At 63.3% G+C, this 16286-nt stretch carries 13 protein-coding genes; 8 read left to right on the forward strand and 5 right to left on the reverse strand.

The annotated features are described in order from the left end of the window. Window positions 1-157: 157 nt before the first annotated feature. A complete protein-coding gene (locus NLY36_RS13890) occupies window positions 158-4948 on the reverse strand; it encodes an NAD-glutamate dehydrogenase (RefSeq protein WP_023736825.1) in 4791 nt (1596 codons plus the stop codon). A gap of 131 nt (window positions 4949-5079) precedes the next feature. On the opposite strand from NLY36_RS13890, the gene NLY36_RS13895 reads away from it, so the two are divergent. Both NLY36_RS13895 and NLY36_RS13900 read left to right on the forward strand, forming a co-directional pair. Then, the gene (locus NLY36_RS13895) at window positions 5080-5643 is read left to right on the forward strand and encodes a peroxidase-related enzyme (protein ID WP_023736824.1); all 564 of its coding nucleotides are present in this window, start codon (window positions 5080-5082) and stop codon (window positions 5641-5643) included. Window positions 5644-5646: 3 nt separating this feature from the next. Continuing rightward, complete coding sequence (locus tag NLY36_RS13900) at window positions 5647-6087, forward strand: hypothetical protein (RefSeq protein ID WP_023736823.1); 441 nt, start codon at window positions 5647-5649, stop codon at window positions 6085-6087. A 25-nt stretch (window positions 6088-6112) separates the two neighbouring features. Here NLY36_RS13900 and NLY36_RS13905 read toward each other — a convergent pair whose 3' ends face one another. Continuing rightward, window positions 6113-6727, reverse strand: a complete 615-nt coding sequence (locus NLY36_RS13905) for a LysE family translocator (protein WP_023736822.1) — start codon at window positions 6725-6727, stop codon at window positions 6113-6115. 141 nt (window positions 6728-6868) lie between these two features. Here NLY36_RS13905 and NLY36_RS13910 point away from each other — a divergent pair, with 141 nt between their 5' ends. Together NLY36_RS13910 and NLY36_RS13915 are read left to right on the forward strand one after the other, a co-directional pair. Further along, window positions 6869-7903 carry an L-idonate 5-dehydrogenase gene (locus NLY36_RS13910; RefSeq protein WP_023736821.1) on the forward strand — a complete coding sequence of 345 codons (1035 nt, stop codon included), beginning with the start codon at window positions 6869-6871 and terminating at the stop codon, window positions 7901-7903. Window positions 7904-8241: 338 nt separating this feature from the next. Beyond that, entirely contained in the window at window positions 8242-8871 is a 630-nt protein-coding gene (locus NLY36_RS13915) for a DUF1062 domain-containing protein (protein WP_023736820.1), read from the forward strand. A 55-nt stretch (window positions 8872-8926) separates the two neighbouring features. Here NLY36_RS13915 and typA read toward each other — a convergent pair whose 3' ends face one another. Further along, window positions 8927-10756, reverse strand: a complete 1830-nt coding sequence (gene typA / locus NLY36_RS13920; protein WP_023681424.1) for a translational GTPase TypA — start codon at window positions 10754-10756, stop codon at window positions 8927-8929. Between the two features lie 197 nt (window positions 10757-10953). On the opposite strand from typA, the gene NLY36_RS13925 reads away from it, so the two are divergent. Further along, the gene (locus NLY36_RS13925) at window positions 10954-11232 is read left to right on the forward strand and encodes a hypothetical protein (protein WP_023753187.1); all 279 of its coding nucleotides are present in this window, start codon (window positions 10954-10956) and stop codon (window positions 11230-11232) included. A gap of 47 nt (window positions 11233-11279) precedes the next feature. Here NLY36_RS13925 and NLY36_RS13930 read toward each other — a convergent pair whose 3' ends face one another. Together NLY36_RS13930 and NLY36_RS13935 are read right to left on the reverse strand one after the other, a co-directional pair. Further along, window positions 11280-12854: an alkaline phosphatase D family protein gene (locus NLY36_RS13930; RefSeq protein WP_023700189.1), complete on the reverse strand. Its 1575-nt coding sequence runs from the start codon at window positions 12852-12854 to the stop codon at window positions 11280-11282. Between the two features lie 260 nt (window positions 12855-13114). Further along, window positions 13115-14398, reverse strand: coding sequence for an MFS transporter (locus NLY36_RS13935; protein WP_031198487.1), 1284 nt, complete (start codon window positions 14396-14398; stop codon window positions 13115-13117). A 73-nt stretch (window positions 14399-14471) separates the two neighbouring features. Between NLY36_RS13935 and NLY36_RS13940 the strand changes: the two genes are divergently transcribed. The 3 genes from NLY36_RS13940 (at window position 14472) to NLY36_RS13950 (ending at window position 16229) form a co-directional block, all read left to right on the forward strand. Beyond that, the gene (locus NLY36_RS13940) at window positions 14472-15089 is read left to right on the forward strand and encodes a TetR/AcrR family transcriptional regulator (RefSeq protein ID WP_023736819.1); all 618 of its coding nucleotides are present in this window, start codon (window positions 14472-14474) and stop codon (window positions 15087-15089) included. 76 nt (window positions 15090-15165) lie between these two features. Beyond that, window positions 15166-15609 (forward strand): hypothetical protein, encoded by a 444-nt coding sequence (locus NLY36_RS13945; protein WP_023681428.1) that lies wholly within the window; start codon window positions 15166-15168, stop codon window positions 15607-15609. Window positions 15610-15635: 26 nt separating this feature from the next. Continuing rightward, on the forward strand, window positions 15636-16229 hold the full coding sequence (locus NLY36_RS13950) for a hypothetical protein (protein WP_023736818.1): 594 nt from the start codon (window positions 15636-15638) through the stop codon (window positions 16227-16229). The last annotated feature ends 57 nt before the right edge of the window (window positions 16230-16286 follow it).

The raw sequence follows: 16286 nt of genomic DNA on the forward strand, positions 1-16286 counted from the left end.
CTGTCTACCTGCATAGAGACGCGAAGAAAGGCGCCGCGCCCCTACCTCCCCCTTGTGGGGAGGTCGGACCGAAGGTCCGGGTGGGGGTCGGTGCCGCACCCCCACCCCGCTGCTTCGCAGCGACCCTCCCCACAAGGGGGAGGGTAAGTCCCGAGCCTCACATCCCCGTCAGATCGCTCATCAGCCCCGAAGCCACCGACAGCCTGGACACGGTGATATCCCCGCCTTCGGTCAGCGCCTGCAGCCGCTCGCGAATGCGCGCCACGCGCTCGCCGCCGGCTTCCAGCCAGGCCGCCACAGGATCCGCCGTTCCGGCATGGCCGGCGAGAGCCGCCACCGCGATGCCGCGCCGCGCCGCGCCGATCGTGTCGGTGGCGCGCGACAGCGCCAGCTGGTCGTAATAGTCCGACGGCGTGATAGAACGCGCCGCCTCTTCGACGCGCGGAATGCGGAAGGCATCGCTGACGGCGAAGAACGCCTTGGCCGAGGCGACGACGTCGGCATTGGCCGTGCGCGCCGTCAGTGCGATGTCGGGGATCAGTCCCGCCACATCGGCCATTGCCAGCTGCCCGGCGAGCTTTTCCGGGGCGCCGGCCTTGAAGAGGCCGTGCCGCCGCTCTTCGACCCGCTCGCGCGAGAAGGCCGGTAGCAGCGAGAGCAGCTTCGGCTCCAGCGCCATGCGCGCCTCTTGCAGTTCGGCAATGCGCTGGCCGAGCGCTGCGGTGCCGGCATCGTTCTTCAGATACCAGCCGCTGGTCACGAAGATAAGCCGGCTGACGGACTGGTAGAGATCGAGCTGCGCCTGGCCGTCGATGTGGCTGTCCAGCGCATCGATCTCCCGATAGAGCGCCGGCAACGCGAAGCCGTCGCGCACCACGGCGAAGGTGCGCACCACGTCGGCCGCGCTGCGCCCCGTGGCTTCCTGCAGCCGGTTGACGAATGACGGTCCGCCGCGATTGACGAGATCGTTGGCGACGACGCGGGCGATGATTTCGCGGCGCAGCCGGTGGCCATGGATCTCGGCCGCATATTTCTTCGCCATCCGGTCAGGGAAATAGCCCATCAGGTCGCGGTCGAAATGCGCGTCGTCAGGCACGTCGCTGGCGACGATGTCGGAAAACAGCACGATCTTGGCATAGGCGAGCAGCACGCCAAGCTCCGCCCGGGTCAGCGGCTCGCCACGCGCCTCGCGCTCGGCAAGGGCGGCCGGCGACGGCAGCGTCTCGACAGCGCGGTCGAGCAGGCCCCGAGCCTCCAGCGCCGCCATGAACCGGCTCTGGTGCGCGATGTCGGCAAGGCCGCGCTTGCGGGCGATGGAAAGCGCCAGCGTCTGTTCGTAATTGTTGGACAGCACGAGGCCGGCGACCTCGTCGGTCATCTCGGCCAGCAGCTTGTTGCGGGCCGGCCGGGTCAGCGATCCCTTGCGCATGGCGGACGCCAGCGCGATCTTGATGTTGACCTCGACGTCGGAGCAGTTGACGCCGCCGGAATTGTCGATGGCATCGGAGTTGCAGCGACCGCCATTCATGCCGAATTCGATGCGGGCACGCTGCGTGACGCCGAGATTGGCGCCCTCACCGATCACTTTGGCCCGCACATCGAGCGCGGTGATGCGGATGGCGTCATTGGCGCGGTCGCCGACTTCGGCATTGGTTTCGCCCGAGGCCCGTAAATACGTGCCGATGCCGCCGAACCACAGAAGGTCGACGTTCGCCTTGAGGATGGCGGTCATGATCTCGGCCGGTGTCGCGGTGGTCTTGGCGAGGCCAATCGCCGCCGCCGCTGCCGCAGGCAGCGTGATCGACTTCTGGCTGCGCGAGACGATGACGCCGCCTTCCGACAGTTTGGTCTCGTCATAGTCCTGCCAAGACGAACGCGGCAGCGCGAACATGCGCTCGCGCTCGGCCATCGACGCCACTCTGTCTGGATCGGGATCGATGAAGATGTCGCGATGGTCGAAGGCGGCGATCAGCCTGGTCTGCGGCGACAGCAGCATGCCGTTGCCGAACACGTCGCCCGACATGTCGCCGACGCCGACGACGGTGAAGGGGGTGGCCTGGATGTCGCGGTTGATCTCGCGGAAATGCCGCTTGACCGCTTCCCAGGCGCCTTTGGCGGTGATGCCCATCTTCTTGTGGTCGTAACCGGCCGAGCCGCCGCTGGCGAAGGCATCGTCGAGCCAGAAACCGTGTTTCTCCGAAATGGCATTGGCGGTGTCGGAGAAGGTTGCCGTGCCCTTGTCGGCGGCGACGACAAAGTAGGGATCGTCAGGATCGCGCCTGACGACGCCGGCTGGGGGTATGACGCCATCGAGGCCGATATTGTCGGTGATCGACAGCAGGCTGGAAACGAAATTCTTGTAGGCCGAGGTGCCGGCCTCGAAGATGGCGTCGCGGCCGGCGCTCATCGGCAGCTTCTTCGGATAGAAGCCGCCCTTGGCGCCGACCGGCACGATGACGGCGTTCTTGACCTGCTGCGCCTTGACCAGGCCGAGCACCTCGGTGCGGTAATCCTGGGCGCGGTCCGACCAGCGCAGGCCGCCGCGCGCAACCGGGCCGAAGCGCAGATGCACGCCTTCGACCTCGGAACCATAGACGAAGATCTCGCGCCACGGCCGCGGCGCTGGCAATCCTTCGACCGCTTGCGAATCGAGCTTGATCGCCAGCGACTGGCCCCGCGCCTTCGTTCCCGCAACGAAATGGTTGGTGCGCAACGAGGCTTCGATCAGGTTGAGATAGCGGCGGATGATCGTGTCGTCATCAATGTTAGGGACTTCCTCCAGCGCGTCCTTGATCTTGGCCTTGAGGTGCTTGGCGGCGATCACGCCTTCCGTCTCGGCGGTCGGGCCGAGACGAGCGACGAACAGTGCATGCAGGCCGCGCGCAATGTCGGGATAGCGATTGAGCGCGGCCGCGATGAAATCCTGGCTCTGCGGGATACCGGCTTGCTGCAGGTAGCGGCCATAGGCGCGCAGAATGCTGACTTCGCCCGACCACAGGCCGGCGGTCTGGGCAAGCCCGTTATAGCTGTCATTGTCGATGTCGCCGCGCCAGACCGACAGGAACGCGTCCTCGAACAGCGCGCCGCCATCGCTGAGGTCGATCGGCTTGCCGTAGCTGTTCTCCAGTTCCATGTCGTGGACGAAGACGGTGTCGCCGCCGTCCTCGCCAACTTCGAAGGTGCGCTCGCTGATGACGCGGAAGCCGATGTTTTCCAGCACCGGCACGCGACGCGACAGCGCTACCGGGCTGCCGTGGTGGTAGATCTTCAGCGCTGCCTGATGCGGTTTCTGCTCGGCATGGCGGTAATAGTCGATGGCGATCGGGTTGGCGGTGCTGATGCCGGCGATGCGCCCCGCATCCTTCAGCGCGACGGCCGCGCTGAAGGAATCGCGATAGCTCTCAGGCAGACGCGCGGCGATCGCCTTCAGCGATGGATCGCCGCCGACGGCTTCCGCGGCTTCGGCCAGCGCGTCGTCCCAGGTTCGCACGATGTCGCGGATCGCCGCTTCGATCACAGCCTGCTCGACCTTCGGCGTCTTGCCGCCGGAGCGGCCGATGATGAAATGCACACGCGCCAGCCCGCCCTCGGGGAAAGCCGGATAGTAAGCCGACAAACGGCCCTCGAAGACGGTCTTGAGATAGGTGCCGATCTTCTCGCGCACGACGCTGTCATAGCGGTCGCGCGGCACGAAGACGAGGATCGAGACGAAGCGGTCGAACTGGTCGGCGCGCACCAGCGCCCGCACCCGCGGCCGCTCGACCAGGCCGAGAATGGCCGAGGCGTGCTTCTTCAGGATCGGCACCGGCACCTGGAACAGTTCGTCGCGCGGATAGCTCTCCAGAACGTTGATCAGCGCCTTGCCGGAATGGTCGTGCCGGTCGAAGCCGGACTTGGCGATGATGGTCTCGGCCTTTGACCTCAGATACGGGATTTTCATCACCGAGCGCGTGTAGGCAGTCGAGGTGAACAGGCCGACCATGCGCAACTCGCCGGCAAGCGTGCCCTTGGCGGTGTAGGTTTTGACGCCGATATAATCGAGATAAATGCGGCGGTGCACCAGCGACTTGGCGTTGGCCTTGGTGACGATCAGCGGCTCCGGCCCATGCAGGAAGGCGCGGATTTCGGGCGTCGTCGTCACCGCCTCGGTGCCGCGCCGGAGCACCAGCACATCCGGGTCGGCGAGGATGCCGAGACCGGGTTTGTCGGCGCGCTCCAGATTGCCGCTCTCCGCGCCGCCGGAATATTTGAACTCGCGCATGCCAAGGAAAGTGAAATTGTCGTCGCGCAGCCATTCAAGGAAGGCGATGGCCTCGGCAACGCTCTTCTTGTCGAGCGGCACGGCGGAATAGCGGAATTCGGAAATCGCCTGGTCGAGACGGGCGAGCATCGGCTTCCAGTCGCTGACGGCGGCGCGCACCTGGTTGAGCATCTTGCGCAGGCGGTCGGCCAGCGCGTCGGCCTGCTCCGCCGTCAGGCGCGGAATATGGACATGGACGACGCTCAGGCGGTCGTGATTGCCATCGTCCTTGAGGGCGCTGCCGTCGCCGAGGATCTCGTCGACGCCGGCCTTGCCGTGACGCACGACGATGACCGGATGGGTGACCAAAGTCGGTTCGCCGGCAGTTTCTGTGATCTCGCCGAGGATCGAATCGAACAGGAACGGCATGTTGTCGTTGACGACGGTGATGATCGTCATCGGGCGGCCCTCGCGGGAGACGCCCGACCCGGCATCGACGGCGACGACACTTTGGCCCTTCTTGTGGGCGGCGACCGCACGTCCTGCCAGGTCGGCGGCTCGCTCCAGGTCGGCGGCGTCATAGGCGGCAATGTCTTCGGCCGGCGCGCGGGCCAGCAGATAGTCGGCGAGCCTGGCCGGCTTCCCGTCGGGTTTCACCCCGGCAGTGGCTGTTTTCTTCGGCTTAGCTGCGGATTTCACGCTCGCCATGTTGTCCTCCCGTCACATGCTTTTACGACTATGGTAGCAGATGACCGCTGTTTGGCGACAAAGGTTTGACGGCTCGATAAGAATTACAGGAATTCGACGGTCAGGCGGCGGTGAACGAGGAGGAAGACCCCATGTCCGGCAAAATCAGCGCACTTGACTTGGGTATCGCGGAACTGAGCGAGGCGACAAAAGCCTATTTCGCCAAATGCGAGGAAAAGCTCGGCCTGGTTCCCAACGTGCTTCTTGCCTATGCCTTCGACGAGAAGAAGCTGCGCGCCTTTACCGAAACCTACAATGATCTGATGCTGGGTGAATCCGGCCTGTCGAAGCTGGAACGGGAGATGATCGCGGTCGTCGTCTCCTCGATCAACCATTGCTATTATTGCCTGACCGCGCATGGCGCGGCGGTGCGCCAGATCTCCGGCGATCCGGCTCTCGGCGAGATGATGGTGATGAACTTCCGCGCTGCCAATCTTTCACCGAAACAGACGGCGATGCTCGAATTCGCCGTCAAGCTGACGGAAGAGCCGGCAAAGATCGTCGAGGCGGACAGGGAAGCACTGCGCAACGCCGGCTTCACCAACCGCGACATCTGGGACATCGCCTCGACCGCCGCCTTCTTCAACATGTCGAACCGCGTGGCGGCGGCCATCGACATGCGCCCGAACGACGAATACCACGCCATGGCGAGGTGACCAATGACGATAGATACGTCAGGCAAGTGGTGGGTTGGCAGCGAGCCCACTGACATCGGAGAATACTTGGAAGCCTATGGCGCCGACAACGCCGAGGTTCATGACTTCAGGCTCGCCCGCTGCAAGTGCGGTTCCATCTCGTTTCTCCTCGATGCCGACGATGACGAGGGTGTGGCGCGACGAACGTGCACGGTCTGCGGATCCGAGCATCTTATCTGCGACAGTGCGGAATTTTGGGACGAAGCCCAGCCGGAACGATGGGCGTGCACCGAGTGCGGCTCCGAAGCTGCAAACATCGGCGTCGGGTTTTCCATCTACCCGGAACGTGACGGCGTTCGCTGGCTGTATGTTGGCGTACGATGCGCGGCCTGTGGCGTTTTGGGATGCTTCGCCGGCTGGAAAGTTGGCACGTCTGATAGCATGGATCTATTGGACAAAGTCTAGCTTTGAGGTTCCCATAGAAAGGCGGTCAGGATCGCGCCGCGATGGCCCCGGCAGCGCCGGCCATCGTCGTGGCGCTGATGCGGTTGGCGATCTTCATCGCACGCTTGCTCTTCAACAGTTTGCGCGCCTGTGAGGCCGCGACGACCCAGGCGAGATCGATGGCGATCAGAACCACCGCCATCGTCGCCGTCAGTTCGACCCAGCCGATGACACTCACCGAAGCGAGGTCGATGATCGTCGGCAGCAGCGCCAGATAGAACATCATGATCTTGGGATTGCCGAGCGTCACCGCCATGCCGGCAAAGAACAGCTTTGTCGCCGAATCCTCGCGCGGCATCTCGCCTTCTTTTGCGTCGACAGGTGCGTTCCACATCTTGAAGGCGAGGTAGGCGAGGTAAGCGACGCCGATCCATTTCACGACGACGAAGGCGAAATGGAAGGTCTGCGCCACGACCGCCAGCCCGAACACCGCCAGCGACAGCCAGATGGCCTCGCCGATCCACATGGCGAGCAGGAACGGAAACACGTCACGAAAGCCCTTCGAGATGACGCGGGCAACCAGTGCCGCGATCGATGGGCCGGGGGAGCCGGCGGCAACGAAGAGAGCGGCGGCGAAGATCAGCAGCGAGGTGAGGTGCATGGCGGAGCCTTCGAGCGTTGGATGGCAAATGATATCCGATCGGCGTCAATTTGGCACCCCTCTGCCTGATGGGCCAACGAACGCGACACATTTCGGAGATCGGACTTGCCCGTGCCAGCGGTTTGAGAAAGGATCGCGGCCGTGAAATCAATCGTCATCCACGCCGCAAAAGACCTGCGCATCGAAGAGACCGATTCGGGCGCGCCTGGCGCCGGACAGGTCGAAATATCGGTCGAGGCCGGCGGCATCTGCGGCTCGGACCTGCACTATTACAATCATGGCGGCTTCGGCGTGGTGCGCCTGCGCGAGCCGATGATCCTCGGACATGAGGTCGCTGGCACGGTGAAGGCGCTTGGCGCCGGCGTCTCCAGCCTCGTGGTCGGCGACCGCGTCGCGATTTCGCCCAGCCGGCCCTGCAATGCGTGCCGCTACTGCCTGCAGGGCGTGCAGAACCAATGCCTCGACATGCGATTCTACGGCAGCGCCATGCCGATGCCACATATACAGGGCGCCTTCCGCCAGTGCCTCGTCGCCGAGGCCTGGCAGTGCCACAAGATCGCCGACCATGTCTCCATCAACGAAGCCGCCTTTTCTGAGCCGTTCGCGGTAACGCTGCATGCCGTCAACCGCGCCGGCTCGCTGCTCGGCAAGCGGGTCTTGGTCACAGGCAGCGGGCCGATCGGTGCGCTCAGCATCCTTGCCGCACGTGTCCACGGCGCGCGTGAGATCGTCGTCACCGATGTCATGGACGCGGTTCTGGCCAAGGCCAACGAGATCGGCGCCGACCGCACCATCAATGTCGCCACAGATGCCGACAAGCTCGCTGGCTACAATGTCGAGAAGGGCAGTTTCGACGTCATGTTCGAATGCTCCGGCAATGAGCGCGCGGTGCGAGCCGGGCTCGATGTGCTGAAGCCGCGCGGGGTGCTCGTGCAGCTCGGCCTAGGCGGCGACATGTCGCTGCCTCAGAATCTCATCGTCGCTAAGGAGATCGAAATGCGCGGCTCCTTCCGTTTCCACGACGAGTTCGCGCTGGCCGTCGATCTGATCAACAACCGTCGCGTCGACGTTAAGCCGCTGCTGACCGGCATCTATCCAATGGACGAGGCGGTTGCGGCTTTCGAGATCGCCGGCGACCGCAACAAATCGATGAAGGTACAGATCGCCTTCGCCTGAGCAGGGCGAGACACCCTATGAACCTTGCCGCTCGGCATCTTGCCGCTAGAAGAACCGTCCCGACATTCATTTCGAGCTTCATTTTGCCTCAGTAACCGCCGGTCTCGCCAACTCCCCTGATCACACTTGGCAGGGCGCCGCATTAAGCGGTGCCTGCTCCATTTCACGTGTTCCTCAGGCGGCGGTTCGAGACCGGTTTGGCACTGCTGAACCGTTGTCGCGCGCTTTGCCGCCCGTGACAGCTGATTTCCGACATAGCTAGCTCTCGCCACGCCGTGCCCGCATGGGCATCTCGCCATTGCCGACCTGAAGAACTTCCACCTGGAAGGTTTTCCGGCTTGTCCCAACATCTCGCTATCCACTGGGCAATCACGCCCGAAATCGCGCCTCGACCCCTGGTCCACTGCGACCGCTGCAGCGCCGTGAAAGCCTATCGCTGCAGCGACAAATTCCGCGTCAACGCCAATGGCAAACGCATTGATGTCTGGCTGATCTATCGCTGCATCGACTGCGACAATTCGTGGAATTTCGGCATTTTCGAACGCTGCAACCGCCGCGACATCGAACCCGCGCTGCTGGCAGCGCTCGAAAGCAACGATCCGGCCCCCGCCCGCCGCCATGCCTTCGATGTCGTGGCTTTGCGAAACCGGGTCGGTCGCGTCGAGGAGTTTCCCGATGTCGCCGTTCACAAACACCGGCTCGGCGGCGAAGGCCGACCCGCAGCCGCGCTTGAAATCAGGCTTGGGCTGGAAATGCCGACATCGCTGCGGCTCGACCGCTTGCTCGCCGGCGAACTCGGCATCTCCCGATCAAGGCTTCAGGCGCTGGAGGAGAAACGATTGCTGGTTGTTGTTCCCGAAGGCGCCAGAGCTTTGCGCAAGCCGGCCCGCGACGGCACGGCGATTCGCATTGACCTGGCCGACGAGCCGGATCGTGAAGCCATCATTTCGGCTGCCGTGGGTGAATGACAAGAGGGGCGAAGCACCGGTGCTTCGCCCCTCTCGAATTTAGACAATCAGACGATTACGCCGCGCCCACAACCTTGGCCGACTTCTCGAAGCGCTTGCGCTCGTTCGGGTCGAGATAGAGCTTGCGCAGGCGGATGGTCTTCGGCGTCACCTCGACCAGCTCGTCGTCCTGGATCCAGGCCAGCGCGCGCTCCAGCGTCATGCGGATCGGCGGCGTCAGCTTGACCGCCTCATCCTTGCCGGCGGCGCGGATGTTGGTCAGCTTCTTGCCCTTCAGCACGTTCACTTCGAGGTCGTTGTCACGGCTATGGATGCCGATGATCATGCCCTGATAGACCTTGACGCCCGGGTCGATGACCATCGGGCCGCGGTCTTCGAGGTTCCACATGGCATAGGCCACTGCCTCGCCCTGTTCGTTGGAGATCAGCACGCCGTTGGTGCGGCCCGGCAGCTCGCCCTTGTAGGGCTGGTAGGCGTGGAACAGGCGATTCATCACGGCGGTGCCGCGCGTGTCGGTCAACAGTTCCGACTGGTAACCGATCAGGCCGCGTGTCGGCGCGTGGAAGACGATGCGCTGGCGGTTGCCGCCGGAGGGGCGCAGCTCGACCATCTCGGCCTTGCGCTCCGACATCTTCTGCACGACGATGCCGGCATGCTCCTCGTCGACGTCGATGACGACTTCCTCGACCGGCTCCAGCAATTCACCGTTCTCGCCCTTCTGCATGACGACGCGCGGACGCGACACGGCGATTTCAAAGCCTTCGCGGCGCATCGTCTCGATCAGCACGGCCAGCTGCAATTCGCCGCGGCCGGAAACGAAGAACGAATCCTTGTCGGGCGATTCCTCGATCTTGAGCGCGACATTGCCTTCGGCTTCGCGCAGCAGGCGGTCGCGGATGACGCGGCTGGTCACCTTGTCGCCTTCAGTGCCGGCGAGCGGCGAATCGTTGACCAGGAAAGACATGGTCACGGTTGGCGGATCGATCGGTTGCGCATGCAACGCCTCGGTCACCGCCAGGTCGCAGAACGTGTCGGCGACGGTGCCTTTGGACAGGCCGGCAATGGCGACGATGTCACCCGCCTGCGCCTCTTCGATCGGCTGGCGCTCAAGGCCACGGAACGCGAGGATCTTGGAGATGCGCCCGGTTTCTATCTGCGTGCCGTCATGGTGGAGCACCTTGACCGCCTGGTTGGACTTCAGCGTGCCGCTCTCGATACGGCCGGTAATGATGCGGCCGAGGAAGGGATTGGCTTCCAGGATGGTGCCGATCATGCGGAACGGGCCGGGATGAACGGTCGGCTCCGGCACATGCTTGATGACGAGGTCGAACAGCGGCGCCAGGCCCTGGTCCTTCGGGCCTTCCGGATTTTCCGAGACCCAGCCATCGCGGCCAGAACCGTAGAGGATCGGGAAGTCGAGCTGCTCGTCGGTGGCGTCAAGCGCTGCAAACAGGTCGAACACCTCGTTGACCACTTCGACGTGGCGGGCGTCCGGACGGTCGATCTTGTTGATGACGACGATCGGCTTCAGGCCGACCTTGAGCGCCTTGCCGACGACGAACTTGGTCTGCGGCATCGGGCCTTCGGCCGCGTCGACCAGCACGATCGCCGAATCCACCATCGACAGGATGCGCTCGACCTCACCTCCGAAATCGGCGTGGCCGGGGGTGTCTACGATGTTGATGCGGGTGTCCTTCCAGTCGACCGAGGTCGCCTTGGCCAGGATGGTGATGCCGCGTTCCTTTTCGAGGTCGTTGGAATCCATGGCGCGCTCGGCGACGCGCTGATTGTCGCGGAAGGAACCGGATTGCCGCAGCAATTGGTCGACGAGGGTGGTTTTTCCATGGTCGACGTGCGCGATGATCGCGATATTACGAATTTTCATTTTGTGGTCTCGGGAGCGTTGCAGGCAGCAGGCCAAAAGGCGCCGCCTCTTTCGGTTGCGCGGCTCATACAGGGTTTTTCGCAATTGCGAAAGAGGAGGCGCACCACCAAATACTCATCAAATCTTAAGCATCTCGGTGTGAGATGGTTTTGTTAACCAAGGCGGGAACCTTTCTGGGCCCGGGTAGTTCGAAATTCATGACCGACAAACTCAACCGATTTTGGCCCCTCATCGCTTCGGTCGCATTCGCTGCCGTGCTGGCGGCCAATGCCGCTCAATCGGCCGCCACGGTGAAGGAAGCCAATCCGGCTTCGTCGTCCGACCGGACGGCCGAGCAGATGTTTGCCGACGCCCCTGATGGCGTCGACCCCGTGGTCACCGGCCCGGTCAGCGCCTCTTTCAAGCAGAGGCAGCAGGTTGCAGGCTGCGACAGCGCGGTGTGGCCGAAGATTCCGACGGTTTGCTACCCGGACTGACGGCTGCCCATTCCAGGCATAGCGATCCTTCGCACCGACCCAAAGGCTTACGCCGACCGCACCGGATCGAGCGTCACCTTGTAAAGCTCGATGTCGTCGCGATCCATCAGCCGCACGGTCAGCTGCTCTGTCGCCCCTGAAATGTCCACCAGGCCAAAGAACTGCAGGCCGGCCGAGGGTGGCAGGTTCTGGCCCTGTTCGGTGGTCGGCGCCTTGATGAATTTCAGCTCCGGGCCGAAGGTCATGTCGAAATCATTGGGACCGAAGGTACCGGCGTGGATCGGGCCCGAGACGAATTCCCAGAAAGGATTGAAATCCTGGAACCGCGCCTTGTCGGGGTTGTAATAGTGCGCCGCCGTGTAGTGGACATCGGCGGTCAACCAGACCGTGTTGGTGATGCCGGCAGTCTTGATGTAGCGCAACAGGTCGGCGATCTCGAGCTCGCGGCCTTTGGGCAGGCCATTGTCGCCATTGCTGATGGCTTCCGCGCCGACCTTCTTGGCGCCGTCGTCCCAGACGACGAGGCCGAGCGGCATGTCGGCGGCAATGATCTTCCAGGTCGCCCTGGAATTCGTCAGCTCGCGCTTCAGCCATTTCGTCTGCTGTTCGCCCAGCATGCGTGACTGCGGCGTCATGTCCTCCTGCATGTCGGGGCCGTTCGGGCCGCGATAGGAGCGCATGTCGAGGAAGAACACGTCGAGCAGCGGCCCATGCGCGATCTTGCGGTAGACGCGGCCGGGCTCGGACGGCTCGTAGCGGATCGTCGTCATCTCATGGAAGGCGCGCGCCGCACGCGCCGCGAGCACATGGATGGATTTTTCGGTGTAGCGGCTGTCGGCGCCGAGATTCTTCGAATCCGACCAGTTGTTCAGCACCTCGTGATCGTCCCACTGGTAGAAGGTCGGGCAGATGGCGCTCAAGGCCAGAACGTTTTTGTCCATCATGTTGTATTTCCACTGGTCGCGGTACTCATCCAGCGTCTCGGCCACCTTGCGCTTGCCGTCGATCAGGACGACGTTTTTCCACTTGCCGCCGCCAGGCAGGTCTACCTCGTCCTTCATGGCGCCATCGGCATAGATGGTGTCGCCGGAATGCAGGAAGAAATCCGGCGTGTGCCTGGCGATGGTGGCGTAGGTTTTCATGCCGGTCTCATCGATTCCCCAGCCCTGGCCGGCCGTGTCGCCCGACCAGGCGAATTTTATGTCGCGCTTCGAGGCGGGTGCTGTGCGGAAACGGCCGACGATCGGTTCGGAAACGGCGTTGATATCCGACAGGTCGGCGGCAGTCATCCGGTAGAAGATATCCTGGTCGGAGGCGAGGTCGGTAAGCAGGCGCTTGACCGTGAAGTCGCTGGCCGGCGAGGTATCGAGCGGCGCCAGCCGCGTCGCATTGGCGAAGTTTTCCGTCGACGACACTTCGAACATGACGCGCGAAGGCCGGTCGGTGCGCGTCCACACCATGCCGCTCGAGGCATCGACATCGCCGGACTGGACGCCATGGGTGAAGGCCGGGCGCTGGCTGGCGCGCGAATAATAGGGCAAAGCGAGCCCCGATGCGCCGAGCAGACCTGCGGCGCTGGCAGAGGTGACGAAAGCGCGGCGGGTCAACGAGATCTTGTTCATGGCTGTCTCCTGATGGCTTCGAACGGTGCCAGCAAGCTCCAGCTTCAATGTTTCAGCCACATCTCGGGAAGATGAAACTTTGATAACAATCGACAGGTGATCTCCGCCCTTGAGGGGGGAGATGTCGCCGAAGGCGACAGAAGGGGGTCGCCTCGCTTGGAGCGCCGACCTCTGCGCAAGAGGCTGAGTCCGGTCGCACGGACCCCCTCTGGCCGCTTCGCGGCCATCTCCCCCCTGAGGGGGGAGATTAGTACCGCGCCTTACGCCGCTTGCGGCTCCGGATCGAAAGCCGGCCTGCTCGTATTGATCAGCAGCGACAGACACGCAGCCACGATCGCCGTCATGCCGGCGATCAGGAAAGCCAGTTCGTAATTGCCCTGCAATTCGCGCATGGTGCCGCCGAAGGCGGCGGCGGTGGCGGCGCCGACTTGGTGGCCGGCTACGATCCAGCCGAACACGATCGGGCCGCTGCGGTCACCGAAGGCCTCGTTGGCGAGCCTGAGCGTCGGCGGCACGGTGGCGATCCAGTCGAGACCGTAGAGCACCGCGAAGATGATCAGGCTGGTCGCCGAGAAGCCGGAATAGGGCAGATAGATCAGCGCCAGGCCGCGAATGCCGTAGTAGACGCCGAGCAGCTTGCGCGGGTCGAAACGGTCGGTGAGCCAGCCCGAGAGCGTCGTCCCGATCAGGTCGAAAATGCCCATAAGCGACAGCAGGCCCGCGGCCTGTACCTCGGGGATGCCCATGTCGCCGCAGAAGGAGATCAGATGCGTGCCGACCAGCCCGTTGGTGGTGAAGCCGCAGATGAAGAACGTGGCGAACAGATACCAGAAGACGCGGGTGCGGGCAGCGCGGCGTAGCGTGTTCAGCGTATGCGCCAGGAAATTGCCTTGCGATGCCGGCGATACCGGCGGCACGTCATCCGCCCCGGCGCCATAGCGCACCATGCCGATCGAAGCGGGACGCTCCGGAACCAACAGCCAGACCAGCGGCAGAAGACAGGCGGTGGCGATCGAGACGGCGATAGCGACGGGCTGCCAGCCGCCCGACTGGGCGAGCGATGCCAGCAGCGGCAGGAACACCAACAGGCCGGTGGCGCTGGAGGCCGACATCAGCCCCATCACCAAGCCGCGATTGGTCTTGAACCAGCGGTTGACGATGGTGGCGCCGAGCACGGTGGCGACCGCGCCGGAGCCGATGCCGGAAAACACGCCCCAGGTGAGGAACAGGTGCCAGGGCTCGGTCATCAGTAGGCTGAGCGCGGTCGAGCCCGACATGATCACAAGCGAGGCAAGCAGCGTGCGGCGCAAGCCGATACGCTCCATCAATGCGGCGGCAAACGGCCCGGTCAGGCCGTAAAGGAAGATGCCGATCGCAGCGGCAATCGAAACCGTATCGCGCCCCCAGCCGAAGCTTTTATCCAACGGCAGCATCATCACCGAGGGTGCGGAACGAAGCCCGGCCGCGATCAACAGGCAAAGGAAGATGACGCCAACCACGACGAAAGCGTAGCGCTGGCCAAAGGGACGGGATTGAGCTATCATGTTACTGACCGGTACGTTGCAGGGTGAGGACATGTATACGTACCGATCGGTAACACGTCAATCGAGTCATACCATGCCAACGGACAAAAATATTGAACTGACCATCAAGGACGGTCATGCAGCCGCACCGCCCAAGGCTGCCAAGAAAATCCTCGACGTGGCCTACGACCTGTTCTACCGCCGCGGCATCCGGGCGATCGGCGTCGACGAGATCGTCAAGCGCGCCGGCGTCACCAAGCCCAGCCTCTACCGCAGCTTTCCCTCCAAGGACGAGCTCGCCGCTTCCTATCTCAGGCAATATGACCGTGAGTATTGGGAGCGTTTCGACGAAGCCGTGGCTGCCCATCCCGGCGACCCGCGGGCACAGCTCAGGGCTTTCCTGACTCGCGTCGGCAAGCGCACGCAAAGGCCGGACTATCGCGGCTGCGGCATGACCAACGCGGCGGTGGAATATCCCGCACATGGCCATCCGGCGCGCGTCGTCAGCGAGGCCAACAAGCAGGAGTTGCGCCACCGCCTGCGCGCGATGGCCGCAGCGATGGGCGCTAAAGACCCTGAGACGCTCGGCGACGGCCTGCTGCTGTTGATCGAAGGCGCCTATATCAGTGGCCAGCTCTTCGGCCTCGGCGGCCCGGCGGCAGCGGTCGCCCGCAACGCCGACCTGCTGATCGAGGCGAGCTTGAAGAAATAGACCTCTTGCGATCCATTCCAACCGCAAGCAATATCGCTGTCATGTCAGCGATCAAAACAGAATCGCAGGTAACGACTTGAACATTGCTCAGACGATTTTGGACGATCTCAAAAAAATGTTCGGGATCAATTACATGAAGCGGGGCGACCTGGCGTTGATCTCGCACGAGGAAAAGAGGGATATTGCCACGGTCTTCGACCTGAACGAGCACAGGGTCAAGGAGGCCGTTCTGCGCAGAGTGCTTTTTCTGTTTTTGGTCGCATCGGTTGCGATGTATGTTGGGATGTATTTCGACGGCAAGGCACACGGCATTACCCAAACGGCGCGCATTCTGATCGCGTCGATAAGCGCAGTCGCTTTGGTATTTTTATACCTGGATGTTTTTGTTCCCGTCGTCCTGCTTGCCGCCTGCGCGTCACTCCTCGCAATCTGCTGGATGGACTACCAGGCGTTCGTTGCAGCCGCTTCGTTTTCCGCTTTGTACGCGCTATATTTTTTTGCGAGGCTCAGAGCCCGATAGCGAAATAACCACAGGGATTATTCGCCATGCGCGCTCTTCTGCTCTCGCTTGCCCTTGCCGGCCTCTGCCAGGTCGCCCATGCCGACGGAATATCCAGCGTCTACACCGACCTCGACTCGCAAAAGGATTGCGTCACCTATGCGAAGGCCGAGGAAGGTGACGGCGACTGGGCCGAACTCGCCTGCTCCGGCTATCGCGGCTATCCCGTGCTGATCGCCTATGACGATGCGCGTGAATCGCTGTTCTACGGGTTTCCGCCCGGCGGCGAGATGACCTCGGTCTGGGAGAGCTTTTCCGGCTTCAACTCGTCCGGCGCCAGGGTCGAATGGCGCATCGAGACCAAGGGCGACGTTGCCGTTCCCTTTGCCGTCATCCACCGCCGCTCGATCAGCAATCCCGAGGACGAGAACAAGCCGACCGAAGTGCTGCTCGTCGCCAAGGTCGCCCAGATGGAAGCCCGCGACGGCTGCACCATCGGCCTCGTGCTGGCCACCGGCAACCCGCAGGCCAACGACCAGGCGCGCAAGCTGGCGGACGAAAAGGCGAAGAGTTTCGCCTGTGGCAAGGACAAGCACACCGTCATCGGCAACGTCCCGGCTTTTGGCAGGGTGGATAACTAGCCACGTGGGTGCAAGGCACCCCCCTCTGCCCTGCCGGGCATCTCCCCCTCAAGGGGG

The sequence above is a fragment of the Mesorhizobium sp. C399B genome (assembly GCF_030323185.1).
Lineage (GTDB): Bacteria > Pseudomonadota > Alphaproteobacteria > Rhizobiales > Rhizobiaceae > Mesorhizobium.

Excerpts from the sequence above, each read along its gene's own strand:
- NLY36_RS13895 (WP_023736824.1), top strand. The coding sequence starts at position 5,080 with ATGTCCGGCAAAATCAGCGCACTTGACTTGGGTATCGCGGAACTGAGC.
- NLY36_RS13930 (WP_023700189.1), bottom strand. The coding sequence starts at position 12,854 with ATGAACAAGATCTCGTTGACCCGCCGCGCTTTCGTCACCTCTGCCAGC.
- NLY36_RS13890 (WP_023736825.1), bottom strand. The coding sequence starts at position 4,948 with ATGGCGAGCGTGAAATCCGCAGCTAAGCCGAAGAAAACAGCCACTGCC.
- NLY36_RS13940 (WP_023736819.1), top strand. The coding sequence starts at position 14,472 with ATGCCAACGGACAAAAATATTGAACTGACCATCAAGGACGGTCATGCA.
- NLY36_RS13925 (WP_023753187.1), top strand. The coding sequence starts at position 10,954 with ATGACCGACAAACTCAACCGATTTTGGCCCCTCATCGCTTCGGTCGCA.
- typA (WP_023681424.1), bottom strand. The coding sequence starts at position 10,756 with ATGAAAATTCGTAATATCGCGATCATCGCGCACGTCGACCATGGAAAA.
- NLY36_RS13950 (WP_023736818.1), top strand. The coding sequence starts at position 15,636 with ATGCGCGCTCTTCTGCTCTCGCTTGCCCTTGCCGGCCTCTGCCAGGTC.
- NLY36_RS13935 (WP_031198487.1), bottom strand. The coding sequence starts at position 14,398 with ATGATAGCTCAATCCCGTCCCTTTGGCCAGCGCTACGCTTTCGTCGTG.
- NLY36_RS13900 (WP_023736823.1), top strand. The coding sequence starts at position 5,647 with ATGACGATAGATACGTCAGGCAAGTGGTGGGTTGGCAGCGAGCCCACT.
- NLY36_RS13905 (WP_023736822.1), bottom strand. The coding sequence starts at position 6,727 with ATGCACCTCACCTCGCTGCTGATCTTCGCCGCCGCTCTCTTCGTTGCC.